This window comes from Streptomyces sp. NPDC021224 (assembly GCF_044332905.1).
Classification (GTDB): domain Bacteria; phylum Actinomycetota; class Actinomycetes; order Streptomycetales; family Streptomycetaceae; genus Actinacidiphila.
The window spans coordinates 656926-681629 of the sequence record NZ_JBIRPW010000003.1; the positions used below are offsets into that span (position 1 = coordinate 656926).

Here is a 24704-nt window from a genome sequence, read left to right on the forward strand (position 1 = left end):
GGACACCAGGCACGAGGGGAGGGTGAATGACCGCGCCACACGGCATGCCGGAGCAGGCACCCGGCCGCACGGCCGTCGTCGTCGGCGGCGGGCTCGCGGGCGTCACCGCGGCGCTGCGGCTGGCCGACGCCGGGGTGTCCGTCACCCTCACCGAGGCCCGGCCCCGGCTGGGCGGCCTCGCCTTCTCCTTCAAGCGCGGCGATCTGACGGTGGACAACGGCCAGCACGTCTTCCTGCGCTGCTGCACCGCCTACCAGTGGTTCCTCGACCGGATCGACGCCCGCGACCTGGTGCACCTTCAGGACCGGCTCGACGTACCGGTGTACGACGCGGCGAACGGCCGCACCGGGCGGCTCAGCCGGGCCGGCCTGCCGGTGCCGCTGCACCTGGCGGCGAGCCTGGCCCGCTACCCGCACCTGTCGCTGCGCGAGCGCGCCTCGGTCGGCCGCGCCGCCCTGGCGCTGCGCGGCCTGGACCTGGCCGACCCGGCGCTGGACGAGGTCGACTTCGGCAGCTGGCTCGCCGAGCGCGGCCAGTCCGCCCGCACCATCGAGGCGCTGTGGGACCTGGTCGGCGTCGCCACGCTCAACGCGACGGCCGCGCACTCCTCGCTGGCGCTGGCCGCGATGGTGTTCAAGACCGGCCTGCTGACCGAGCCGGGCGCGTCCGACATCGGCTGGGCCAAGGCGCCGCTCGGCGACCTGCACGACGGCCGCGGCCGCACCGCGCTGGACAAGGCCGGTGTCGTCACGATGCTGCGCACCCGCGCCACCGCCCTGCGCCCCGCCGAGGGCGGCGGCTGGCAGGTGGAGCTGGAGACGGGTCCGGGCCGCGGCGCCGCGCTGCCGGCCGACACGGTGGTGCTGGCGGTGCCGCAGCGCGAGGCGCACGGCCTGCTGCCGGAGGGCGCCGTCCAGCATCCGGAAAAGCTGTTGCAGATCGGTACCGCGCCCATCCTGAATGTCCATGTGATCTACGACAGGAAGGTGCTCCACGAGCCGTTCGTCGCGGCTCTCGGCAGCCCCGTCCAGTGGGTCTTCGACCGCACGGAGAGCTCGGGCCTCACCGGCGGCGGGCAGTACGTGGCCGTCTCGCAGTCGGCCGTCGAGGACGAGATCGACCTGCCGGTCGCCCAGTTGCGCGACCGCTACCTACCCGAACTCGAACGCGTCCTGCCCGACGCCCGCGGCGCCGCGGTGCGGGAGGTCTTCGTGACCCGCGAGCGCACCGCGACCTTCGCGCCCACCCCCGGGGTGGGCGCGCTGCGGCCCGGTCCCGTCACCCGCGCCCCCGGCCTCTACCTGGCCGGGGCGTGGACCGCGACGGGCTGGCCCGCGACCATGGAGGGCGCGGTGCGCAGCGGGCTGCACGCCTCCGCAGAAGCGTTGTCCGCCCTCGGCCTGCCCGTTGACAACGGCGTCCTGGAGGCGGCATGAGTGCTATTGGTGCAACCCGAGGAGAAATCGTGACCGCTGCCGGCGTCATCGCGCTACTGGAAGACGGCCGCACCCTGACCACACCAGTGCTGCGCGCGGCAGTCGCACGCCTCGCACCGCCGATGGACACCGTCGCGTCCTACCACTTCGGCTGGATCGACCAGACCGGCCGGCCCGCGGAGGGGGACGGCGGCAAGGCCGTGCGCCCCGCGCTGGCCCTGCTGTCGGCGCAGGCCGCGGGCGCGCCCGCGGAGGTCGGCATCCCCGGCGCGGTCGCGACGGAGCTGGTGCACAACTTCTCCCTGCTGCACGACGACCTGATGGACGGTGACGAGCAGCGCCGGCACCGCGACACGGTGTGGAAGGTGCACGGCCCGGCCCAGGCGATCCTGGTCGGCGACGCGCTCTTCGCGCTCGCCAACGAGATCCTGCTGGAGCAGGGCACCGCGGAGGCCGGCCGTGCCACCCGCCGGCTGACCACCGCCACCCGGCGGCTGATCGACGGTCAGGCCGAGGACATCTCCTTCGAGCACCGTGAGCGCGTCAGCGTCCAGGAGTGCCTCGACATGGAGGGCAAGAAGACCGGCGCGCTGCTGGCCTGCGCCTCGTCCATCGGCGCGGTGCTCGGCGGCGCCTCCGAGGCGGACGCCGACGCGCTGGAGGAGTACGGCTACCACCTCGGTCTGGCCTTCCAGGCGATCGACGACCTGCTGGGCATCTGGGGCGACCCGGCGAGCACCGGCAAGCAGACCTGGAGCGATCTGCGGCAGCGCAAGAAGTCGCTGCCCGTGGTCGCCGCGCTGGCCGCAGGCGGCCCCGCGTCGGAGCGGCTGGGTGAACTGCTGGCGGCGGATGCGAAGAATCCTGAAACCGGTGCCTTCAGCGAGGAAGAGTTCGCCCTGCGTGCGGCGTTGATCGAAGAGGCCGGTGGGCGCGAATGGACCTCGGAAGAGGCCCGGAGGCAGTATGCGACTGCCATCGCCGCACTGGACAAAATGGACATGCCGGAAGAGATCAACCGTAAACTTGTGGGTCTTGCGGATTTTGTGGTGGTCCGCGAGAAGTAAAGAAGCACCAACGTGGAGCGCTGACGTCGCCGGTCCCTCGCATGTGACGGCCGACGGCCGCCCCAACACCGCAGAAGTCTCAACTGCAAAGGGGAAGCCATGACAGCGACGACCGATGGCAGTCCAGGTTCGCCAACCCACCGGACACCTTCGGCCAGCACCTCGGACCCGGAGTCTCTTCCAGCCGGCGACACCGAGGCGGCGGTGCAGCGTGCCGTGCAGCGCGCCGCAGACCACCTTCTGGCACGGCAGCACCCTGACGGATGGTGGAAAGGCGACCTCGAGACCAACGTGACGATGGACGCCGAGGATCTGCTGCTGCGGCAGTTCCTCGGCATCCTGGACGCCCGCACGATCGCCGCCTCCGCCCGCTGGATCCGCTCCCAGCAGCGCGAGGACGGCTCGTGGCCGACCTTCCACGGCGGCCCGGGCGACCTGTCGGCGACGGTCGAGGCCTACGTCGCGCTCCGGCTCGCCGGCGACTCGCCGGACGAGGCGCACATGTCGCAGGCCGCGAAGTGGTCGCGCGGCGAGGGCGGGGTGGCCGCCAGCCGGGTCTTCACCCGGATCTGGCTGGCCCTCTTCGGCTGGTGGGACTGGGAGGACCTGCCGGAGATGCCCCCCGAGGTCATCTACCTGCCCAAGTGGATGCCGCTGAACATCTACTCGTTCGGCTGCTGGGCCCGGCAGACCATCGTGCCGCTCACCATCGTCGGCGCCCTGCGCCCGGTGCGCCCGGCCCCGTTCGGCATCGACGAACTGCACCTGGACCCCGAACGGCCCAACCCCAAGCAGCGCCGCGCCTCGATCACCAGCTGGGACGGCGTCTTCCAGCGGCTGGACCAGGTGCTGCACGCCTACCGCCGCTTCAGCCCCCGCCCGCTGCGCCGCAGCGCCATGAATGCGTGCGCCCGCTGGATCATCGAGCGTCAGGAGTCCGACGGCTGCTGGGGCGGCATCCAGCCGCCGGCCGTCTACTCGGTCATCGCGCTGCACCTGCTCGGCTACGACCTGGACCACCCGGTGCTCAAGGCCGGACTCGAGTCGCTGGATCGTTTCGCCGTGTGGCCCGAGGAGGGCGTGCGGATGATCGAGGCCTGCCAGTCCCCGGTGTGGGACACCTGCCTGGCCACGATCGCGCTCGCCGACGCGGGCCTGCCCGCCGACCACCCCGCGCTCGTGAAGTCCGCCGACTGGCTGATGGACGAGCAGATCACCCGTCCCGGCGACTGGTCCGTCCAGCGCCCGGAGCTTCCCCCGGGCGGCTGGGCCTTCGAGTTCCACAACGACAACTACCCGGACATCGACGACACCGCCGAGGTGGTGCTCGCGCTGCGCCGGATCGACCATCCGGACCGGGCCCGTATCGACACCGCCGTGGACCGGGCGGTGCGCTGGACGGTCGGCATGCAGTCCCGCAACGGCGCCTGGGGCGCCTTCGACGCCGACAACACCAGCCCCTTCCCCAACCGGCTGCCCTTCTGCGACTTCGGCGAGGTCATCGACCCGCCGTCCGCGGACGTCACCGCGCACGTCGTGGAGATGATGGCCGCGCTCGGCATCCAGCACGACCGGCACGCCCGTACCGGCATCGACTGGCTGCTCGCCGAGCAGGAGGACAACGGCGCCTGGTTCGGCCGCTGGGGTGTCAACTACATCTACGGCACCGGTTCGGCCGTCCCCGCGCTCGCCGCCGCCGGGCTGGGCGCCGATCATCCCGCGATCCGCCGGGCCGTCGACTGGCTGGAGTCGGTGCAGAACGCCGACGGCGGCTGGGGCGAGGACCTGCGCTCGTACTCCGACCTGGAGTGGGCCGGCCGCGGCTCCTCCACCGCCTCGCAGACGGCCTGGGCGCTGATGGCGCTGCTGGCCGCCGGGCGGCGGGACACCGAGGCCGTCGAGCGCGGGGTGCGCTGGCTGGCCGAAACCCAGCTGCCGGACGGCTCGTGGGACGAGCCGTACTTCACCGGCACCGGTTTTCCGCGGGACTTCTCCATCAACTACCACCTCTACCGGATGGTCTTCCCGCTCACCGCGCTGGGACGCTACGCCCGCCGCGAACCTCTCGGGGCCGCGGTGCACACCACCCCGGCCACCGCGGGCGCCGGGAAGGGGGCCTAGAGCGTGGTCCCTCCCCGACCTCCGCTGCTGGTGGTGTGCGCCCTGCGCATCGAGCGCTTCGCGCTGCGCAGGGGCGCGGCGCGAGCCGCCGCCGCACACCCGGTCACCGTGCTGCGTACCGGCATGGGGCCGACAGCCGCGGAAGCGGCCGTGCACGAAGCGCTGCGCGATCCCGCGCGGCGCGACGCGGCCGTCCTCACGACCGGCTTCTGCGCGGGCCTGGCCCCGGGCATGCGGCCGGGCGACGTCGTGGTCTCCGACGAGGGGCACGAGAGCGAGGCGCTCGCCGCCGCGCTCAAAGCCGCGGGCCACACCGTCCACACCGGCCCGCTGGCCGAGTCCGACCATGTCGTGCGGGGCGCCGAGCGCACCGCGCTGGCGGCGAAGGGTGCCATCGCCGTGGACATGGAATCGGCCGCCATGCGGCGCGCCGCACTCGCCCAGGGAGTGCGGCACATCGCCGCGGCACGCGTCGTCGTCGACACGCCCGAATACGAACTCGTACGCGTCGGCACACTGCGCACCGGGATCATCGCATTCCGGGTGCTCAGAGATCTTGTTCCTGCCTTTCTCGATTGGCACCGCACTACCGCTGCTCCCCCGGAGGTGAGCTAGATGGCTATGCCGCTTCGTCAGACCATCCGTGTCGCGTCGTACCTCTTCGAACAGAAAATGGTCCGGCGGCGCGAAAAGTTCCCGCTCATCGTCGAGCTGGAACCGCTCTTCGCGTGCAACCTCAAATGCGAGGGCTGCGGCAAGATCCAGCACCCGGCAGGAGTGCTCAAGCAGCGCATGCCGGTTGCCCAGGCCGTGGGGGCGGTGCTGGAGTCCGGCGCGCCCATGGTGTCGATCGCCGGCGGCGAGCCGCTGATGCACCCGCAGATCGACGAGATCGTGCGCCAGCTGGTGGCGAAGAAGAGGTATGTCTTCCTCTGCACCAATGCGCTGCTGCTCCGCAAGAAGATCGACAAATTCACCCCGTCGCCCTACTTCGCCTTCACCGTGCACATCGACGGCATGCGCGAGCGGCACGACGAGTCGGTGGCGAAGGAAGGCACCTTCGACGAGGCCGTCGAGGCGATCAAGGAAGCCAAGCGCCGCGGTTTCCGGGTCACCACGAACTCGACGTTCTTCAACACCGACACGCCGCAGACCATCATCGAGGTGATGAACTTCCTCAACGACGACCTCCAGGTCGACGAGATGATGCTGTCGCCCGCGTACGCCTACGAGAAGGCGCCCGACCAGGACCACTTCCTGGGCGTGTCGCAGACCCGCGAGCTGTTCAAGAAGGCCTTCGACCACGGCAACCGGCGCAAGTGGCGGCTCAACCACAGCCCGCTCTTCCTGGACTTCCTGGAGGGCAAGGCGGACTTCCCGTGCACCGCCTGGGCGATCCCGAACTACTCGCTCTTCGGCTGGCAGCGCCCCTGCTACCTGATGGCGGACGGCTACGTGCCGACCTACCGCGAGCTGATCGAGAAGACCGACTGGGACAAGTACGGCCGCGGCAAGGACGAGCGCTGCGACAACTGCATGGCCCACTGCGGTTACGAGCCCACCGCCGTCCTGGCGACCATGGGCTCCCTGAAGGAGTCGATCCGCGCCGCCCGGGAAACCGTCGCATCCAACCGCGCGAAGTGACCCGACGGTGAAAGGGTACGAGCCACCGGCCGGGGTACGCGGCCGGTGGCTCGCCCGCGCGCAGCCACCGGCCGGATCCGGGCCGGTCGACATCCCGGCAGGAAAACCGGCAAGAACGAGGTGCAGACATGTCGTTGCTGGAGAGCGTCACATGCCCTGACGACCTGAAGGCGCTGCCCGACGGCAGACTCGACGAACTGGCGGCCGACATCCGTCACTTCCTGGTGCAGGCCGTCGCCAGGACCGGCGGCCACCTCGGTCCCAACCTGGGCGTCGTGGAGCTGACCATCGCCCTGCACCGGGTCTTCGACTCCCCGCGCGACCGCATCCTCTTCGACACCGGCCACCAGTCCTACGTCCACAAGCTGCTGACCGGCCGGCAGGACTTCTCCAAGCTGCGCGCCAAGGGCGGCCTGTCGGGCTACCCCTCGCGGGCCGAGTCCGAGCACGACGTGATCGAGAACAGCCACGCCTCCACGGTGCTGGGCTGGGCGGACGGGCTGGCCAAGGCCAACGAGCTCAAGCGCCGCGACGACCACGTGGTCGCCGTCATCGGCGACGGGGCGCTCACCGGCGGCATGGCCTGGGAGGCGCTCAACAACATCGCCGCCGCCCGCGACCGCCCCCTGGTCATCGTCGTCAACGACAACGAGCGCTCCTACGCGCCCACCATCGGCGGCCTCGCCAACCACCTCGCGACACTGCGCACCACCGACGGCTACGAACGCTTCCTGACCTGGGGCAAGCAGGTCGTCCAGCAGACCCCGGTGATCGGCCAGCAGCTCTACGAGTCGCTGCACGGCGCCAAGAAGGGCTTCAAGGACGCCTTCGCGCCGCAGGGCATGTTCGAGGACCTGGGCCTGAAGTACCTCGGGCCGATCGACGGCCACGACGTCGCCGCCGTGGAGTCCGCGCTGCGCCGCGCCAAGCGCTTCCACGGGCCGGTCGTGGTGCACTGCCTGACGGAGAAGGGCCGCGGCTACCCCGCCGCCGAGCAGGACGAGGCCGACCACTTCCACGCCGTGGGCGCCATGGACCCGGCGACCCTCACCCCGCTGTCGCCCTCGGCCGGGCCCTCCTGGACGTCCGTCTTCGGCGACGAGATGCTCGCGCTGGGCGCCGACCGGCCCGACGTCGTCGCCGTCACCGCGGCCATGCTCCAGCCGGTGGGCCTGGGCAAGTTCGCCGAGGCCTACCCCGAGCGGGTCTTCGACGTCGGCATCGCCGAGCAGCACGCCGCCACCTCCGCCGCGGGGCTCGCCACCGGCGGGCTGCACCCCGTCGTCGCCGTCTACGCGACCTTCCTCAACCGCGCCTTCGACCAGGTGCTCATGGACGTCGCCCTGCACAGGTGCGGGGTCACCTTCGTCCTGGACCGGGCCGGTGTCACGGGTGTCGACGGCGCCTCGCACAACGGCATGTGGGACATGTCGATCCTCCAGGTCGTCCCGGGCCTGCGGATCGCCGCGCCGCGCGACGCCGACCAGTTGCGCGCCCAGTTGCGCGAGGCCGTCGACGTCGAGGACGCGCCCACCGTCGTCCGCTTCCCGAAGGAGACCGCGGGCGCGCCGCTGCCGGCCCTGGAACGGGTGGGCGGCACGGACGTCCTGCACCGGCCCGCCGAGGGCCACGCCGAGGACGTGCTGCTCGTCGCGGTCGGCGCGCTCGCCGGCTGCGGTGTCGCGGCCGCCGAGCTGCTCGCCGGCTGCGGTGTCGCGGCCGCCGAGCTGCTCGCCGGGCGCCGCATCGGCGTCACCGTGGTCGACCCGCGCTGGGTCAAGCCCGTCGACCCGGCGCTGCCCGCGCTGGCCGCGCGGCACCGCATGGTCGCCGTCGTCGAGGACAACGGGCGGGCCGGCGGCGTCGGTTCGGCCGTCGCCCAGGCGCTGCGCGACGCGGGCGTGGACGTGCCCGTACGCGACTTCGGCATCCCGCAGCAGTTCCTGGCGCACGCCAAGCGCGGCGAGCTGCTGGCCGACCTCGGCCTGACGCCCTCCGAGATCGCCGGCGGCATCGGCGCGGCCCTGCTGCGCCTGCGCGCCAAGAACCCCGGGGACACCCCGACGATCCCCGCCCCGCATACTGCGGAGAACAGCGGGGAGCAGCAGCAACGCACGCAAGGAGCAGGTGAGCGATGACATCGTCCGAGCCGACCGACACCGAACCGGCGCAGCGCGAGCCCGCGGCGGCCGCCGCCGGGCAGCCGGACGGCGTACCGAACGGCGCCCCGGACGCCCCGGCCACCCGCCCCAAGGGCTTCGACCTGGCCACGCTGCTGGCCGAACGCGGCGCGGAGCGGTACGAACTCCAGGCGAAGTACGTCAACCACCAGCTGCCGCGCATGCTGCACACCATCGGCTTCGACCGGGTCTACGAGCGTGCCGAGGGCGCCCACTTCTGGGACGCCGAGGGCAACGACTACCTCGACATGCTCGCCGGCTTCGGCGTGATGGGCGTCGGCCGGCACCACCCGGTGGTCCGCAAGGCGCTGCACGACGTGCTGGACGCAGGGCTCGCCGACCTCACGCGCTTCGACTGCCAGCCGCTGCCCGGCCTGCTCGCCGAGAAGCTGCTCGCGAACACCCCGCACCTGGACCGGGTGTTCTTCGGCAACAGCGGCACCGAGGCCGTCGAGACCGCGCTGAAGTTCGCCCGCTACGCCACCGGCAAGCCGCGCGTGCTGTACTGCACGCACTCCTTCCACGGGCTCACCACCGGCTCACTGTCGGTCAACGGCGAGGAGGGCTTCCAGGACGGCTTCGCGCCGCTGCTGCCCGACACCGCCGTCCCGATGGGCGACCTGGACGCGCTGGCCCGGGAGCTGAAGCGCGGTGACGTCGCCGCGCTCATCGTCGAGCCGATCCAGGGCCACGGCGTCTACATCCCCGAGCCCGGCTACCTGCGCGCGGCCCAGGAGCTGCTGCGCAAGCACAAGGCGCTGCTGATCTGCGACGAGGTGCAGACCGGCATCGGCCGCACCGGGAAGTTCTGGGCGTACGAGCACGAGGAGGGCGTCGAGCCGGACCTCGTCACCGTCGCCAAGACGCTCTCCGGCGGCTACGTGCCGGTCGGCGCCACGCTCGGGAAGGACTGGATCTTCAAGAAGGTCTACTCCTCCATGGACCGGGTGCTCGTGCACTCCGCGAGCTTCGGCTCCAACGCCCAGGCGATGACCGCGGGCCTGGCGACGCTGTCGGTCGTCGAGGACGAGCGGCTGGTGGAGAACTCCCGGGCGATGGGCGAGCTGCTGCGCGACCGGCTGGCCGCGCTCACCGGGCAGTACGAGATGCTCAAGGAGGTGCGCGGCCGTGGCCTGATGATCGCGATCGAGTTCGGCCGCCCCAAGTCGCTGGGCCTGCGCAGCCGCTGGACGATGCTGCAGACCGCCCGCAAGGGGCTGTTCGCCCAGATGGTCGTGGTCCCGCTGCTGCAGAAGCACCACATCCTCACCCAGGTCTCCGGCGACCATGTCGAGATCATCAAGCTGATCCCGCCGCTGGTGGTGGACGAGGCGGACGTCGACCGCTTCGTGACCGCCTTCACCGCGGTGATGGACGACGCCCACGGGGGCGGCGGCCTGATGTGGGACTTCGGCAAGACCCTGATCAAGCAGGCAGTCGCGAACCGGTAGCCGTACGGACCGGGGCCGGGCCGCACCCGGCCCCCGTCACCGGCGGGTCAGCCGTCGAGCAGGTGCTCGCGCAGCCGGGCGCGGCGCTCCGGCGTCAGGCCCAGGCCCTCGGAGAGATAGCGGTCGACCGAGCCCCACCGCTCCTCGACGGTCGCGAAGGCCGCCCGCAGATAGTCGACCCGCGCCTCGAACAGCGGATCGAGCAGCTCCCTGATCTCCGGGTCGATCGCGGTGCCGGTGCTGCCGTCGCCGCGTACCACCTTGTAGCGGCGGTGCTTGGCGTTGCTCTCCAGGTAGTCGGCCTCGATCGCGTCCCGCTCGACCCCCAGCGCCAGCAGGATGATCGCGACCGAGGTGCCCGCGCGGTCCTTGCCCGCAGCGCAGTGCAGCAGCGCCGGGACCGCGGGGCGGTCCGGCTCCGTCAGCAGCTCCAGCATCCGGCCGTGCTCGGCGGTGCGCTCCAGCACCAGCTGCCGGTAGGCCAGCGTCATCCGCGCCGCGCCCCGGCCCTCGGCCAGCGCGGCCCGCAGCGCCGGGAGGTCGCCGCCCCGGACCGTCTTCCAGAACTCGGCGCCCTCGGCCGGGTCGCTGAGCGGCATGTTGAGGTTGCGGGTGCCCGGGAGAGCGGTGTCCGGGCCCTCCAGCGCGATGTCGTCGGCGTTGCGGAAGTCGAAGACGGTGTGCAGGCCCAGCCCCTGGAGGTACGCGGCGTCCTCGGCGGTCGCGTGCGCCAGGTGGCCGCTGCGGAAGAGCACCCCGCGCCGGACTCGGCGGCCGTCCTCGGTCGGCAGGCCGCCGACGTCGCGGAAGTTCCGCACGCCGGTCAGCCGTGGCTCGGGCTCGGGGTCGGATCCTGTCGGAACGGTCTGCCGCACTTCCTGCGTCACCGGCGCTCCTCGTCGCTCGCTGCTGGGTCATGCTGGGGCACTCCCGACGATACGGCAGCGCGGCTCGCGGCGTACCGAGCGGTATGTGGCGGCCGGGGGACTCCCGCGAGTGCAACCATTGCCCCTCCTGCCGGACCTGGCCGATGATGTCCGGATCCGGCCGTGCGGCGGCCGGAAAGTGGGGGAGTGCGAATGATCGAGACGGGCGGCTCCGGCCGGCTGTGGCTGCTGTCGGGACCGGGCAGCAGCTATGCCCTGCACCTGACCGAGCGCGACGAGCTGCTGCATCTGCACTGGGGGCGCCGTATCGCCCTGGGCGACGCCGAGGCGCTCGCCGCCGAACCGCCGTGCGCACAGCGTCCGTTCGGGCCCGCACCGGACCCCCGGGCGGAATTCCCCGGCGCGGGCGTCCCGGGCGCGCCGCCCGCCGCCCTGGCCGTACGCCCCCGGCACCCGGGCGGCGCCGAATGGTGCTTCGAGGAGTACGAGATCACCGCCGGGGCCGGTGCTGCCGGGCAGGAGCTGCGGCTGCACTTCCACGACTCGCGCCACCACCTCGACCTCACGCTGCACTACCGGATGCGCCGCGGCAGCGACGTCGTGGAGCGCTGGACCACCGCGACACACGTCGCCGGCGGCCCCGGGGTCGGCTGGAACTGCTGCGCGCCGACGCCGCCTGCTGGACGCTGCCGCAGCGCGACGGCTGGCGGATGTCGCGCCTGCACAGCCGGTGGGGCGCCGAGTCGCAGCTCGACCGCGCCCCGCTGCCGCCCGGCGACCAGCTGCTCGGCGGCGGCTCGGGAACCGCCGGGCAGCGCCACCTGCCGTGGTTCGCACTGGACGCGGGCGAGGCGGGGGAGGAGCACGGCGAGGTGTGGACGGCCGCGCTGGCCTGGTCCGGCCCCTGGCGCATCGCCGTCTCCCGGCTGCCGGACGGCCTGGTCCGGGCCACCGGGGGCGCCGGGAGCGAGGGCGCCGCCCCCGTCGAGCTGGAACCCGGCGCGAGCTGCGTCAGCCCGGTCTTCGCCGGACTGTGGACCGACGGCGGCTTCGGGGCGGCCAGCCGGGCGTGGCACGCCCACCAGCTCGACCACGTCGTGCCCGGCGCCTGGCAGCTGCGCCCGGTGGCCTGCTACGGAGGGGCGCCCGCGGACGGCGTCAGGGATCCGGACACGGCGGAGGTGGTGCAGGCCGCGGAGGGCGGGGCGGCGGCGGGCTCCCTCGACGCCGCGGACGCCGCCGACGCTTCGGACGGCGAGGGTGCGTACGACCCGTTCCCCGGCCCGTACGGCACCCCCCGGCACGGGGCGCCGGGGCAGGCCGAACTCGCCCGGCGGGCGGCCGCGATGGGCGTCGAGCTGTACGTCGTCGACGACGGCCCGCCGGGCGCGCGGCTCGGCGACCGCGCCCTCACCGGCGACGCCGACCCGGCCGCCGGACGCTCCCCGGATGGCCTGAAAACGCTCTCCGACGAGGTGCACGCGCTCGGCATGCGCTTCGGCGTACGGATCGCCCCCGAGACCGTCGGCCCCGACTCCGACCTCGCCCGTACCCGCCCCGACTGGCTCCTGCGGCCCGCGGACGGCGCCGCCGGGCACGGCGGACCACTGCTGCTGGACCTCGCGCGGGCCGACGTCCGCGACCACCTGGCCGGCGCGATCGGCGCCCTGCTGCACAGCGCCCCCGTCGACCACCTGGTCTGGGACCTGGACCGGCACCCGGCCGCCGCCCACGCGGGAGAACGCTCTCCCGCAGCCGCCGGGGACCAGCGCGCCCGCACCGCGGGCCTCTACGCGCTCCTCGACCGCGTCCGGGCCGAGCACCCGGGCCTGACCGTCGAGTCCTGCGCCTCCGGCACCCGGGTGGACCTCGGCATCCTCGCCCGCACCGACCGGCTGGGCACCTCCGACAACACCGACCCGCTCGACCGGCTGACCGTCCAGCACGGCTTCGGCCAGCTGCACCCGGCCCGTGTCATGGCCACCCTGGTCACCGGCGGTTCCGCCCCCGGCCTCAACCACCGCCGCAGCTCGCTGCGCTTCCGCTTCGTCAGCGCCATGGCCGGCGCCCTCGGCATCGGCGCCGACCTGCTGGAGCTGGGACCGGAGGAACGCGCCGAGGCGGCCAGTTGGATCGCGCTCCACCAGCAGGTGCGGCCGGTCGTGCAGTTCGGCGAGCTGTACCGGCTGCGCCCGCCGGGCGGCGGCGGCCTGACCGCCGTGCAGTTCGTCCGCGGCCCCGAGACCGTGGTGCTCGCCTGGCTGCCCGCGCAGGGCTTCGGCGTGCCCGTGCCGCCGCTGCGGCTGCGCGGCCTGGACCGCGACGCCCGCTACCGCGACGTGACCACCGGTGTCGTCCAGCGCGGCGCGGTGCTCGCCGAGCGCGGGCTGCGCACCACGCTGTCCGGCGACCTGGACGCCGCCGTATTCCATCTGCGGCGGGTTTGACCTGGTGGGATGAATCACGTCCCGTCAACCCCTCCTTACGGTCGCGTAGGTCACAGCCGGAGGAGAAAAATGCCAGTCGTGGCTGATGATTCGCAGGGACGACAGGAACCGCCGGAACCACCGGGGTGGCAGGTCCGGCCGCCCGGCGGCGGGGCCGGTGCCGGGACGACGACCGGGCCGATCGGCTCGTACGCGGCCGTCGGGGACAGCTTCACCGAGGGCGTCGGCGACCCCGGCCCGGACGGTTCCTTCGCCGGCTGGGCGGACCGGCTGGCCGTCCTGCTCGCCGACCGCCACGAGGACGCCCGGGAGCGCGCGGCAGCGGGCGCCGGAACGGGCCAGGCCGGGCAGGACTTCCGCTACGCCAACCTCGCGGTACGCGGCCGGCTGCTGGACCGGATCGTCGCCGAGCAGGTGCCGCGGGCCGTCGAGCTGCGCCCCGACCTGGTCAGCTTCTGCGCCGGCGGCAACGACATCCTGCGTCCGGGCAGCGACCCCGACGCCATCGCCGAGCGCTTCGAGGCCGCCGTCGCCGATCTGGCGGGCGCGGTCGGCACGGTCCTGGTGTGCACCGGCTTCGACACCCGCGGGGTGCCGGTGCTGCGCCATCTGCGCGGCAAGATCGCCACGTACACCGCCCATGTGCGGGCCATCGCCGACCGGCACGGCTGCCCCGTCCTCGACCTGTGGTCGCTGCGCTCGGTGCAGGACCGCCGGGCCTGGAGCGACGACCGGCTGCACCTGTCACCCGAAGGGCACACCCGGGTCGCGCTGCGCGCCGCGCAGGTGCTCGGGCTCGACACGCCCGCCGATCCCGACGCGCCCTGGCCGCCGCAGGACCGCCGCCCGCAGTCCGCGGTGCGCCGCGAGAACATCCAGTGGGCGCGGGAGTACCTGGTGCCGTGGATCGGCCGCCGGCTGCGCGGCGAGTCCTCGGGCGACCACGTCGTGCCCAAGCGCCCCGACCTGCTGCCGCTCGACCGCCGGGCCTAGAGAAGCGCAGGGCCTGGAGAACACCGCAAGGCCTGGGGCCGCGGCCCTCCCGGCCGCCGGACCCGGCGGAGGCGGTACGTCAGCGGGGCGGGCGGTGCGAGGCCAGTTCGGCCCACACCACCCGCCCCGTACCGTCCTCCGCCGGATCCGACCCCCATGCCAGCGAGAGCACGCTGACCAGCAGCAGCCCCCGCCCGCCTTCTTCGTCGGCGCCCGCACACCCCTGCGCGGGGACCCCGCCGCCCCGGCCCTGGTCGGTGACCTCGACCCGGACGACGCTTCCCGCGTCGTGCAGCGCGCAGGTGATCTTCTCGCTGTCGGTGTGCCGTACGGCGTTGGTGAACAGTTCCGTCACCACGAGGCTCGCGTCGTCGCGCAGTTCCGCGCACAGCCCCCACTCGTGCAGGCGAGCGCGTATCCGCCCGCGGGCGTCCGCGACGGACGCGCTCAGCGCGGGCAGCCGGAACACGTCACGGCGACCGGGGAGGCCGACACCGTCTCGGCGTTCACACCGGAGGGCATCAGGTGAAGGAACCACTCTGCAACTATGAGGGTCGCGTGGGACACATGGCAAGGTCCGATCTGTAATTTGCAGAATCGGCGCTACATGCTGTTGTGTGCGCTGACAACATGACAGACTGCTTCTCAGCCACGGGAGTTGGAGGAGGACACACCGTGATGGACCCCCGGCCGGGCGGAGCGCCCACCGTCCTGCGCATGGTGCTGGGCAAGCGCCTGCAGGATCTGCGCGAGCAGGCCGGTATCAGCTTCGAGCAGGCCGGCCGGGAGCTGGACGTCACGCACGCCACGATCCGCCGCATGGAGAAGGCCGAGGTCGGGCTCAAACTCCCCTATGTCGAAAAGCTCCTCCACGCCTACGGCGTCACCTCGCCCGAGGAGGTCTCCGGCTTCCTCGCCCTCGCCCGCGAGGCCAACCGCCCCGGCTGGTGGCACAGCTTCCGCGACGTCCTGCCCGACTGGTTCAGCGCCTTCGTCAGCCTGGAGGGCGAGGCCTCGGTCATCCGCGCCTACGAACCGCACTACGTACCGGGCCTGCTCCAGACCGCGGAGTACGCCCGCGCCACGCTGCGCGCCGGCCAGCCGCACACCCCCGCCGCCGAGGTCGACCGGCTGGTGACGCTGCGGACCGAACGCCAGTCGCTGCTGGGCAAGGAGAAGGCGCCGCTGCTGTGGGTGGTCATGGACGAGACGGTGCTGCGCCGCCCCATCGGCGGTCGCAAGGTCATGCGCGAGCAGATCGCCCGGCTGGCCGAGGCCACGGAGCTGCCCAACGTCCGGCTCCAGGTCATGCCGTTCGCCGCCGGCCCGCACCCGGCGATGTACGGGCCCTTCCACATCTTCCGGTTCCAGCTCCAGGAGATCCCGGACATCGCCTATTCCGAGAGCCTGGTCAGCGGCGTCTACTTCGACGAGCGGGACGACGTCTCCGCCTTCCTGGAGGCGCTGGACCGGATGTGCGCGCAAGCAGCGCCAGCACACAGCACCAAAGCCATCCTCGATGGCATGCGCAAGGAGATCTGAACGATGGATCGCGTCGGCAATGACGGCATCTGCGGCTACGAGGACGTGGTCGACGGCATCTACAACGGGATGCCCGCCAACGAACTCGGGGTCGACGGCTGGCGCAAGCCATGGAGCGGCGGCAACGGCGGCTCCTGTGTCGAGGCGAAGCGGCTCAACGACGGGCGGGTGGCCATCCGCCAGTCCACCGACCCCGACGGTCCCGCGCTGATCTACACCAACCACGAGATCGCGACCTTCATCCTGGGCGCCAAAGCCGGCGAAGCGGACTTCCTGCTCGGCTGAACCGCCCCCCGCACCACCGCGTACCACCCGCACGGCCCGTACCACCGCATCACCACCGCACCGCCCCGCACCACAGCATGCGAGAGCCCGCACACCAGCGAGGCCACCGACCGGAGGACGGCTTGACCGACCAGGGATTCACCGCCGCGGACATCGACACGAGCAGGCCGCACCCTGCCCGGATGTACGACTACTACCTCGGCGGCCGGGACAACTACGAGGTGGACCGGGAGGCGGCGCAGCGCGTCATCGACCTCTTCCCGGACATCGTGTCCATGGCGCGCGGCAACCGTTCGTTCATGCACCGCGCGGTGCGGTTCCTGGCGGAGAGCGGTGTCCGGCAGTTCATCGACATCGGCACCGGCATCCCCACCGCGCCGAACACCCACCAGACCGCGCAGGCGGTGGCCCCGGACGCGCGGGTCGCCTACGTGGACAACGACCCGATCGTGGCGACGTACGCGGGGGCGCACCTGGTGGGCGCGGGCAGTACCGGCTTCTTCCTCGGCGACGTGCGCGACCCGCAGAGCATCCTCGGCCACCCCACCCTCCGCGAGCTGATCGACTTCGACCGGCCGGTGGGTCTGATGCTCGTCGCGATCCTGCACTTCGTCCGGGACGACGAGGATCCCGCCGCCCTGGTCGCCGCCTACCGGGACGCCCTGCCCAAGGGCAGCTACCTGATCCTCAGCCACACCACCGGCGACTTCCACGAACTCGACGGCGACGCGGGGGAGGCCCGGGACGTCTACAAGGACCGGCAGGCCACCGCGACCCTCACCCTGCGCTCGCACGCGCAGGTACTCGACTTCTTCGACGGCTTCGAGCTGGTCGAGCCCGGTCTGGTCCAGCCGCCGCTGTGGCGTCCGGACGAGCCGGTGCCGTCGGACGAGGAACTGGCGCACATCGGCTTCTACGGCGGTGTCGGCGTCAAGCGCTGACCCGTCACCCGCACCGTCCGTACCACCCGTACTGCCGTCACTACCCGCACCGCCCGTACCATCCGTACCACCCGCTCCATCGGTACCGCCCGCACCGTTCTGTCATGAAACAACCGGAGGAGGGCAGTTGATGTACCAGGTATCCACCGTCGCACGCACCGTGGTGTCCACCGTCGCGGAGCCGGACTCCGCGCGGCCGCACCCGGCCCGTGTCTACGACTACTACCTCGGCGGCGGCGACCACTTCGCGGTGGACCGGGAAGCCGCCCGGCGGGTCATCGACGTCTTCCCGGACATCGTGCCCACCGCGCGGGCGAGCCGGGCCTTCATGCGCCGGGCGGTGCGGTACATGGTGGAGAGCGGTATCCGGCAGATCGTCGACGTCGGTACCGGCATCCCCACCGCACCCAGCACCCACCAGGTCGCGCACGCGGTCGCCCCCGACGTCCGGGTGGCGTACATCGACAACGACCCGATCGTGGCCGCGCACGCCGGGTCGCACCTGCTGGGCGTCGCCAACACCGGCTTCTTCCTGGCCGACCTGCGCGACCCGCAGACCGTGCTGGGCCACCCCACCATCGGCAAGCTCATCGACTTCGACCGGCCGATCGGGCTCATGATGTCGGCCGTCCTGCACTTCGTGCCGGACGAGGCCCGCCCGGCCGCGCTCGTGGCCGCCTACCGGGACCGGCTGCCGGCCGGCAGCCGACTGGTCCTCAGCCACGCCACCGCCGACTTCCACCCGCCGGAGTCCGGTGTCGACGAGGCCCGCGGCTTCCACCGCGACCACCGCGCCGCCGCCACCGTGACCCGGCCCTACGAGCAGATCCTGGGCTTCTTCGACGGGTTCGACCTGGAGGACCCCGGCCTGGTCCAGCCGCCGCTGTGGCGACCGGACGGCCCGCTGGCGACCGCCGGGCAGCTGGCACGTATCGGGGGGTACGCCGGCGTCGGCACGAAGCTCTGACACGCAACGCCAACAGCCGAACGCCGACTGCCGGACGCAGCCGGACCGGCACCGCGCAGCAGCGAGGGAAAAGAGACGAGGGGGAGCCGTGGTCGCACAGCAGCAGCAGTCCGCCGGGTGGTACGGCGGTATCGACACCAGCAGGCCGCACCCGGCCCGCATGTACGACTTCTATCTGGGCGGCAAGGACAACTACCACGTCGACCGCGAGGCGGCGCAGCAGGTGATCACCTCCGCGCCCGCCGTGGTGGACAGCGCCCGCGCCAACCGCGACTTCCTGCGCCGGGCGGTGGGACATCTGGCGGAGAGCGGTGTCCGGCAGTTCCTCGACATCGGCACGGGCATCCCGACCTCGCCCAACACCCACGAGGTCGCCCAGGCCGTGGCACCCGGCGCGCGCGTCGCGTACGTCGACAACGACCCGATCGTGGCCGCGCACGCCGCCGCCCGGCTGCTCGGCACCGGCAACACCTCCTTCGCGCTGGCCGACCTGCGCGACACCGACGCCCTGCTGGCCATGCCCGAGGTCACCCGGATGATCGACTTACGTCAACCCGTCGCCGTCCTCCTCGCGTCCGTCCTGCACTTCGTCGGGGACGCGGACGACCCCGCGGGCATCGTCGGCACGCTGCGGGACGCGCTCCCCGCCGGCAGCCACCTGGTGCTCTCGCACGGCACCGACGACTTCCACGCCGACCGGGTCGGCGAGGCCGTCTCCGTCTACCGCACCGCGACCGCGGAACTCAGCCTGCGCCCGTACGACCGGGTGCTGGACTTCTTCGACGGCTTCGACCTGCTCGCCCCCGGCCTCGTCCGGGTGCCGCTGTGGCGCCCCGACGGGCCGCCGCCCGGACCGGACGAGCTGGCGTCGATCGGCGTCTACGGCGGCGTCGGCCGCAAGGCCGCCTGACCTGCGGCCCCACTGACCAACCATCACCGGGGAAGAGAAAAAAGGAGGGTGGTGGCCGGGCGGTTTCTCGTACCGCCCGGCCACCGCTCACCGACCGGCCCCGGGGACGCCCCGCGCCCAGCGCCCGGTGCGCCCCGCCTGCCTCAGTGCAGCGTCGCGACCGTCACCGCGACACCGTCCAGCGTGCCCGCGAAATCCGCGCCCAGCGCGCGCGAGGGGGTCTGGAAGCCGTCCGGCAGCTCCGGCAGCCGCGGCACGATCCGCAGCACCGAATCGACCGTCAGCCGGTACGCGTTGGGCCCGGTGAGCGTCGCCGTCACGGTGTTGCCCGCCGCGTCCCGCGCCCGCCCCCACACCTCGCAGCCCGTACCGTTCAGGGACCGCTCACCCGGCCCCCGCACCAGCCGCCCCGCCGCGCCGCCCAGCACACCGCGCAGCGGCCCGAACCGCAGCACCCGGCCCGCCGCGAGCGCGGGCGAGGGCACCGCGGTGTACGTCGTGACGTCCGGGATGCCCGTCGAGTGGTACGCGGTGCTGACGTCGCCCCACGGCACCGACACCACGGTCCGCGCGCCCGACGGGAAGGCCGCCCGCACCTGGCGCGAACCGAACGGCACCGCGCGGATCTCACCGCCCGAGCGCAGCCGCCCGCCCTCCGCGGCGCTCTCCACCACCGTGCGCACCGTGCCGGGGCTCGCCCCGCCGCCGGTCAGGAACGCCAGGTCCAGCTGCGTCGCGTCCGGCAGCCGGGCCGCGAGCAGCGCCGCCACGCAGTCCGTCGGCACCACGTCGAAGCCCGCGCCCGGCAGCAGCGTCACGCCCGCGGCCGCGGCCCGCGGGCCGAGCGCGTGCAGCGACTCGAAGACGTCGATCTCCCCGGTGATGTCCAGATACTGCGTGCCGGACTCCACGCACGCCCGCGCCATCGGCAGCGCGGTCCGCCCGAAGGGGCCCGCGCAGTGCGCCACGCTCTCCACACCGGCCAGTCCGCGGCGCACCGCGGCCGCGTCGTCCAGCCCGAACACCCGGTGCTCCAGGCCCAGTTCGGCAGCGAACGGAACCACCTTCGCGGCACTGCGGCCGGCCAGCACGGGCCGCATACCGAGGGCGACGGCACGGCGTGCGATCAGGCGGCCGGTGTAGCCGGTGGCGCCGTACAACAGCCAGGTCATGGATCTGATCCTCCTCGCGAGGGCGTGACCGGAACCGTACACGCGCCGCCCGTCCCGGCGATATCGGGTGGGCGCGGCGGCTCCGACGTGCCACTCTGGTGACATGACCGACCAACAGCAGGCCCCCGCGGCCGAAGAGACATCCGAGCCCGGGAGTGCGGGTGCCGCGGATGCGGCGGGCGCCGCGACCGCGGACGCCGGGGACGCCGGCGATGCGGCTGAGGCCGCGGAGGCCGCGCAGGGCGCGGAAGCGCCGGGCGCCGAGGACGACGTGAAGCGGAAGTTCCGCGAGGCCCTCGAACGCAAGCGCGGCGGGGGCCGCGCGGGCGGGGCGAACGGGGCGGGGCCCGACACCTCGAAGATCCACGGCGCCCATGGGCGCGCCGGGGGGCCGCGCGAATTCCGCCGCAAGAGCGGCTGACGCCTGAGGGTCCCCTCGCGCGGGGGGCTCGCGCCCCGTGGCCCCTGCGTGGGGGCGCGGGGCGCTTCGTTCTGCGTGGTGCGGTGCGTTGTGCGACCTTGCGGTGGGTGGGGGGTTGCTCGCGCCGTTCTCCCCCAGAGCTTCGCCTGGGAGGTGCCCCCACGCGCCCCTTTGCCCGGCGCCGCCGTTGGTGGGGCGGGGGCCGCCACGGGGCACCTCCTCGGAATGCGCCTTCGCCCTCTTCCCGAGTTGGTGGAGGGACTGGCAGCGCATTCCTGCGGGGGCACCCCGCACCGTCCCCCTCCGGCCGGTCGAGCGGCTGCCTGCCGGTGGGGGCACCTCCCGGGCGAAGCCTGGGGAAGAACTGCGCGACAGCCACGACGGCGGGAGGGTCGCGAGGCTCACCGCGAGAGGCAGTTTTGGGGTGTAGGGGCGCGTGGGGGCACCTCCCAGGCGAAGCTCTGGGGGAGAACTGCGCGACAAGCCACGATGGCGGGAGGGTCGTGAGGCTCACCGCGAGAGGCAGTTTTGGGGTGTAGGGGCGCGGGGAACTGCGCGACAAGCCACGACGGTGGGAAGGTCGCGACGCTCACCGCAAGAGGCAGCCCGGTGCGGCACCAGGCGATTGCGCTGCCGCGGTGGGCGGGAAAGCCGGGTGCGCCGTGGCGGGCGGGCGCGTGAGGATGGGGCGCATGGGATGGACCTTCAGCCACAGCCCCGCCGACTTCCTCCGCGATGCCGAGCCGTTCCTGCTCGCCGATCCGGTGGAGAACTCCGTCCTGTTGACGGTGACCGATACCCTGCGGCGCCGCGGCCTCGCCGCGTACGGTCAGGAGCCGCCCGTCTTCGGGTGGTGGCGCCCGGAGGCCGCCGGGGCCGTCCGGGCGGCCTTTCTGCGGACGCCCCCGCACCCTCCGTTGCTGACCCGGGCCCCCGCCGCCGCGGCGGACGAGCTGGCCGCGGCGTGGGCGGACGCGCCTCCCGCGGAGGTGCGGGGCGACCACGAGGCCGTCACGGCGTTCGCCGGGGCCTGGTCGGCGCGGGCCCGCGCCCCGTACCGCGTCGTCGAGCGCATCCGTTTCCATGAACTCGGCACGCTGACCCCGCGGGTGCCCGCGCCGCCCGGTCACGCCCGTGTCGCGGACGCGGCCGACCGCGCGCTGCTGATCTGCTGGCAGCGGGAGGCGGACGCCGAGATCGGCCACGGCACCCCGGGGCGTGAAACGGTCGCCGACGACGCGATCCTGCACGGTCTGCGCACCCTGTGGATCGGCCCCGGCGGCGAGCCGGTCGCGATGGCCGGGCGCACCCTCGAAGTCGCGGGCTCCGTACGGGTGGTGGCCGTCTACACCCCTCCCGGGCAGCGGGGCAGGGGCTATGCGGGCGCCGCCGTGACCGCGGTGTCGCAGGCCGCGCTCGACGCGGGCGTGCACCGTGTCCTGCTGATCACCGACCTGGCCAACCCGGTCAGCAACGGCCTCTACCACCGGCTGGGCTACCGTCCCGTACGCGACGGGCTGCGTGTCGCCCTCGGGGCCCGCGATCCCGGCGAGGGGCGGGGTGTGCCCGGTCAAGATCGGCGCGCCCCCGCATAATGGAACAGGCGGATGATCCGCCGACCATACGTTCGTGTGTGCCTGGAGGACTCGTGACCAGCGCCGGCCGTCCGCCGTCCCGTCTTGTGAAAGCGCGCCCCGCGCCGTTCGGGGCCGACCCGACGGGTGCCCGCCTGGAACGCATCCTGAACTCGCCGAACTACGCCGACGGCGCCTTCGTCAACCCGACCGCGACGGGCACGGGTCCCGGTGCGGACTTCTTCAGGTCCCTGCCGGCCAACCTCCGCAAGGAGGCGCGGATCCCGCGCAAGCCCGCGCGGCGGATCCCCGTCCACCCCACCATGCTCGCCGACATCGCCACCCCGCCGGCGTCCGGTCTGCGGCTGACGTGGGCGGGTCACTCCACCGTGCTCGCCGAGATCGGCGGTCGGCGCGTGCTGTTCGACCCGGTGTGGGGCGAGCGCTGCTCGCCCTTCCCGTTCGCGGGCCCCAAACGCGTCCACCCGGCGCCGCTGCCGCTGTCCGCCGTCAACGGGCTCGGCGTGGACGTGGTGGTGATCTCGCACGACCACTACGACCACCTCGACATGCCCACGATCGTCGAACTCGTGCGCAGCGACGTCGTGTTCGCCGTCCCGCTGGGCGTCGGCGCGCACCTGGAGCACTGGGGCGTGCCCGCCGCGCGGCTGCGCGAGCTGGACTGGAACGAGTCGGCGGAGGTCGCCGGGCTCACCCTGACCGCCACCCCCGCCCGGCACTTCTGCGGGCGCGGGCTGCGCGGCCGCCAGCAGACCCTGTGGGCGTCCTGGGCGGTCACCGACGGCACCCACCGGATCTTCCACAGCGGCGACACCGGCTACTTCCCCGGCTTCGCCGACATCGGCGCCGAGCACGGCCCCTTCGACGCCACGATGATCCAGATCGGCGCCTACAGCGAGTTCTGGCCGAAGGCCCACGCGAGCTGCCCGCCGGGCGAGCCCTGCGACTGCGTGCCCGACCCGGGCCAGTGGCCGGACATCCACATGACGCCCGACGAGGGCCTGCGCGCCCACCTCGACCTCCAGGGCGGCCGCCCCGGCGGCGTCCTGCTGCCCATTCACTGGGGCACCTTCAACCTGGCCTTCCACCCCTGGGCCGAGCCCGCCGAGCGTACGATGCTCGCCGCCCGCGCCGCCGCCCAGCAGTCCGCGACCCCGCGCGTCGGCGAGCCCTTCGAGCCCGCCGCCTGCCCCGCCCCCGACCCGTGGTGGCGGGCCGTGTCGGTCACCCCCGCCGCCGGCTGGGCGCCCTGGCCCCCGGCCGCACCGGGTGCCGCGGTGCCCGAGCCGGCCGCGGAGGCCTGACGGCACCGGGACCCGCCGGGCCGACCCACGGGGCGGCCGTGCTCGTGCCCGTAATGTGCGGGACATCCTAAAATCGGGCGTATGGACCTCAGGAGGCTGGAAGACCTGCCGGAGCGGACGCCCGGCCTGGCGCTCCTGGTTCCGTTCGCCCTCGTCGTCGTCATCACCGTCGCCGACGTGGTGTCGCCCCGGGAGGTCTTCCTCAGCCCCATGCTGGTCGTCGCGCCCGCGCTGACGGCGTCGTTCTCCGGGCCGGGGCGCACCGCGCTGATCGCCCTCGTGGCCGCGGGCGGGCAGGCGGTCGTGACCTGGGCGGGCGGCGGCGCTGGCACGGTGGTCAGGGTGTGGCAGTTCGTCGCCCTGATCCTGCTCTCGGTGCTGCTGGTCTTCTTCAGCTACGTCCGCGAGCGCCGCTCCCGCCAGCTGACCCGGGCCAGACTCGTCGCCGAGACCGCCCAGCGGGTCCTGCTGCGGCCCCCGCGCGGCCGGGTCGGCGCGCTGCGGATCGCCTGGCGCTACCTCGCCGCCGAGGACGACGCCCAGATCGGCGGCGACCTGTTCGCCGTCACCCGGCGGCGTCCCGACACCAGCCGGCTGATCATCGGGGATGTCCGCGGCAAGGGCCTGCGCGCCATCGCGGAGGCCGCGGCGGTCCTCGGCGCCTTCCGGGAGACCGCGCGGTACTGCCCGACGCTCCCGGAACTCGCCGAATCCCTGGAGGAGCGCATCAACCGTGACATCGAGGAGGTCGCGGACGAGCGCGAGGACCCCGGCGAGCACTTCGTCACCGCCCTGCTGCTGGAGGTGCCCGACCGCGGCGGCGAGGTCCGGATGGCCTGCTGCGGGCACCCGCCGCCGCTGCTGATCCGCGCCGACGGCCGGGTCGCCGCCACCCGGTGCACGGACCCCGCGCCACCGCTCGGCTCCGGCCTGCTCGTGGCCGGCGGCGCGACGGACGAGCCGATCCCGTACGGCGACGGCGACACGCTGCTGCTCTACACCGACGGCCTGATCGAGGCGCGCTCGGCGCAGGGCGTCTTCTACCCGCTCGCCGAACGCGTCGCCGGGTTCCCGCCCGCCCTCGACCCGGAGGGCCTGCTGCGGCACCTCAGCCAGGACCTGCTCGCGTACACCGGCGGCCGCCTCGCCGACGACGCCGCCCTGCTCGCCATCACCCGCACCCCGGCCGAGACCGCCCCGGACGGCGCCTGAAGCCCTCCTCGCAGGTCCACCCGGCCGGGCGGCTCCGGCCGGGCGCGCGGCGGAGCAGACTGGAAGGGAAAGGCACCCCGCCCGCGCGGCGGGGGAACCTGCCACGACGGGCCCGGCCGGGCCGGCCGG

The 24704-nt window shown here is 73.4% G+C and carries 21 protein-coding genes and 1 pseudogene; 19 read left to right on the forward strand and 3 right to left on the reverse strand.

What is annotated here, in order from left to right:
* Positions 1-26: 26 nt before the first annotated feature.
* The 7 genes from hpnE (at position 27) to ACH4PY_RS11380 (ending at position 9899) form a co-directional block, all read left to right on the forward strand.
* A complete protein-coding gene (gene hpnE, locus ACH4PY_RS11350; protein WP_398179058.1) occupies positions 27-1436 on the forward strand; it encodes a hydroxysqualene dehydroxylase HpnE in 1410 nt (469 codons plus the stop codon).
* Positions 1433-2503 carry a polyprenyl synthetase family protein gene (locus tag ACH4PY_RS11355; protein WP_398179061.1) on the forward strand — a complete coding sequence of 357 codons (1071 nt, stop codon included), beginning with the start codon at positions 1433-1435 and terminating at the stop codon, positions 2501-2503. Before hpnE ends, ACH4PY_RS11355 begins: the two co-directional genes overlap by 4 nt.
* Before the next feature lie 99 nt (positions 2504-2602).
* Complete coding sequence (gene shc, locus ACH4PY_RS11360) at positions 2603-4624, forward strand: squalene--hopene cyclase (protein ID WP_398179064.1); 2022 nt, start codon at positions 2603-2605, stop codon at positions 4622-4624.
* Between the two features lie 3 nt (positions 4625-4627).
* On the forward strand, positions 4628-5239 hold the full coding sequence (locus tag ACH4PY_RS11365) for a 1-hydroxy-2-methyl-2-butenyl 4-diphosphate reductase (RefSeq protein WP_398179067.1): 612 nt from the start codon (positions 4628-4630) through the stop codon (positions 5237-5239).
* Positions 5240-6268 (forward strand): adenosyl-hopene transferase HpnH, encoded by a 1029-nt coding sequence (gene hpnH, locus ACH4PY_RS11370; RefSeq protein ID WP_398179070.1) that lies wholly within the window; start codon positions 5240-5242, stop codon positions 6266-6268.
* 128 nt (positions 6269-6396) lie between these two features.
* Complete coding sequence (dxs, locus tag ACH4PY_RS11375) at positions 6397-8406, forward strand: 1-deoxy-D-xylulose-5-phosphate synthase (RefSeq protein ID WP_398179073.1); 2010 nt, start codon at positions 6397-6399, stop codon at positions 8404-8406.
* Positions 8403-9899, forward strand: a complete 1497-nt coding sequence (locus ACH4PY_RS11380) for an aspartate aminotransferase family protein (RefSeq protein WP_398179076.1) — start codon at positions 8403-8405, stop codon at positions 9897-9899. Before dxs ends, ACH4PY_RS11380 begins: the two co-directional genes overlap by 4 nt.
* A gap of 47 nt (positions 9900-9946) precedes the next feature.
* Here the strand turns inward: ACH4PY_RS11380 and ACH4PY_RS11385 are convergent, their stop codons facing one another.
* Positions 9947-10786 carry a tyrosine-protein phosphatase gene (locus tag ACH4PY_RS11385; protein WP_398179079.1) on the reverse strand — a complete coding sequence of 280 codons (840 nt, stop codon included), beginning with the start codon at positions 10784-10786 and terminating at the stop codon, positions 9947-9949.
* A gap of 192 nt (positions 10787-10978) precedes the next feature.
* Here ACH4PY_RS11385 and ACH4PY_RS11390 point away from each other — a divergent pair.
* The 3 genes and pseudogenes from ACH4PY_RS11390 to ACH4PY_RS11400 form a co-directional block, all read left to right on the forward strand.
* Positions 10979-11353: pseudogene (locus tag ACH4PY_RS11390) on the forward strand (alpha-galactosidase); the annotation flags it as partial.
* Positions 11254-13233, forward strand: coding sequence for an alpha-galactosidase (locus ACH4PY_RS11395; protein WP_398179082.1), 1980 nt, complete (start codon positions 11254-11256; stop codon positions 13231-13233). The pseudogene ACH4PY_RS11390 and the gene ACH4PY_RS11395, both read left to right, overlap by 100 nt.
* Before the next feature lie 180 nt (positions 13234-13413).
* A complete protein-coding gene (locus ACH4PY_RS11400; RefSeq protein ID WP_398179360.1) occupies positions 13414-14226 on the forward strand; it encodes an SGNH/GDSL hydrolase family protein in 813 nt (270 codons plus the stop codon).
* 79 nt (positions 14227-14305) lie between these two features.
* Here ACH4PY_RS11400 and ACH4PY_RS11405 read toward each other — a convergent pair whose 3' ends face one another.
* A complete protein-coding gene (locus ACH4PY_RS11405) occupies positions 14306-14695 on the reverse strand; it encodes an ATP-binding protein (RefSeq protein ID WP_398179085.1) in 390 nt (129 codons plus the stop codon).
* Positions 14696-14943: 248 nt separating this feature from the next.
* Here ACH4PY_RS11405 and ACH4PY_RS11410 point away from each other — a divergent pair, with 248 nt between their 5' ends.
* From ACH4PY_RS11410 to ACH4PY_RS11430, 5 genes are all read left to right on the forward strand, one after another.
* Positions 14944-15768 carry a helix-turn-helix domain-containing protein gene (locus ACH4PY_RS11410; protein WP_398179363.1) on the forward strand — a complete coding sequence of 275 codons (825 nt, stop codon included), beginning with the start codon at positions 14944-14946 and terminating at the stop codon, positions 15766-15768.
* Positions 15769-15771: 3 nt separating this feature from the next.
* The gene (locus ACH4PY_RS11415) at positions 15772-16053 is read left to right on the forward strand and encodes a DUF397 domain-containing protein (protein WP_398179088.1); all 282 of its coding nucleotides are present in this window, start codon (positions 15772-15774) and stop codon (positions 16051-16053) included.
* A 122-nt stretch (positions 16054-16175) separates the two neighbouring features.
* Positions 16176-16994 (forward strand): SAM-dependent methyltransferase, encoded by an 819-nt coding sequence (locus tag ACH4PY_RS11420; protein WP_398179091.1) that lies wholly within the window; start codon positions 16176-16178, stop codon positions 16992-16994.
* Positions 16995-17124: 130 nt separating this feature from the next.
* Positions 17125-17961, forward strand: a complete 837-nt coding sequence (locus ACH4PY_RS11425) for an SAM-dependent methyltransferase (protein ID WP_398179094.1) — start codon at positions 17125-17127, stop codon at positions 17959-17961.
* 88 nt (positions 17962-18049) lie between these two features.
* Positions 18050-18871: an SAM-dependent methyltransferase gene (locus ACH4PY_RS11430; RefSeq protein ID WP_398179097.1), complete on the forward strand. Its 822-nt coding sequence runs from the start codon at positions 18050-18052 to the stop codon at positions 18869-18871.
* A 143-nt stretch (positions 18872-19014) separates the two neighbouring features.
* Here the strand turns inward: ACH4PY_RS11430 and ACH4PY_RS11435 are convergent, their stop codons facing one another.
* Positions 19015-20043 carry a saccharopine dehydrogenase family protein gene (locus ACH4PY_RS11435; RefSeq protein ID WP_398179100.1) on the reverse strand — a complete coding sequence of 343 codons (1029 nt, stop codon included), beginning with the start codon at positions 20041-20043 and terminating at the stop codon, positions 19015-19017.
* Positions 20044-20146: 103 nt separating this feature from the next.
* Between ACH4PY_RS11435 and ACH4PY_RS11440 the strand changes: the two genes are divergently transcribed.
* From ACH4PY_RS11440 to ACH4PY_RS11455, 4 genes are all read left to right on the forward strand, one after another.
* Positions 20147-20464, forward strand: coding sequence for a DUF5302 domain-containing protein (locus ACH4PY_RS11440; protein ID WP_398179103.1), 318 nt, complete (start codon positions 20147-20149; stop codon positions 20462-20464).
* 692 nt (positions 20465-21156) lie between these two features.
* A complete protein-coding gene (locus tag ACH4PY_RS11445; RefSeq protein ID WP_398179106.1) occupies positions 21157-22059 on the forward strand; it encodes a GNAT family N-acetyltransferase in 903 nt (300 codons plus the stop codon).
* A gap of 53 nt (positions 22060-22112) precedes the next feature.
* Complete coding sequence (locus ACH4PY_RS11450) at positions 22113-23363, forward strand: MBL fold metallo-hydrolase (protein WP_398179109.1); 1251 nt, start codon at positions 22113-22115, stop codon at positions 23361-23363.
* 81 nt (positions 23364-23444) lie between these two features.
* Positions 23445-24575: a PP2C family protein-serine/threonine phosphatase gene (locus ACH4PY_RS11455; protein WP_398179112.1), complete on the forward strand. Its 1131-nt coding sequence runs from the start codon at positions 23445-23447 to the stop codon at positions 24573-24575.
* Positions 24576-24704: the final 129 nt, after the last annotated feature.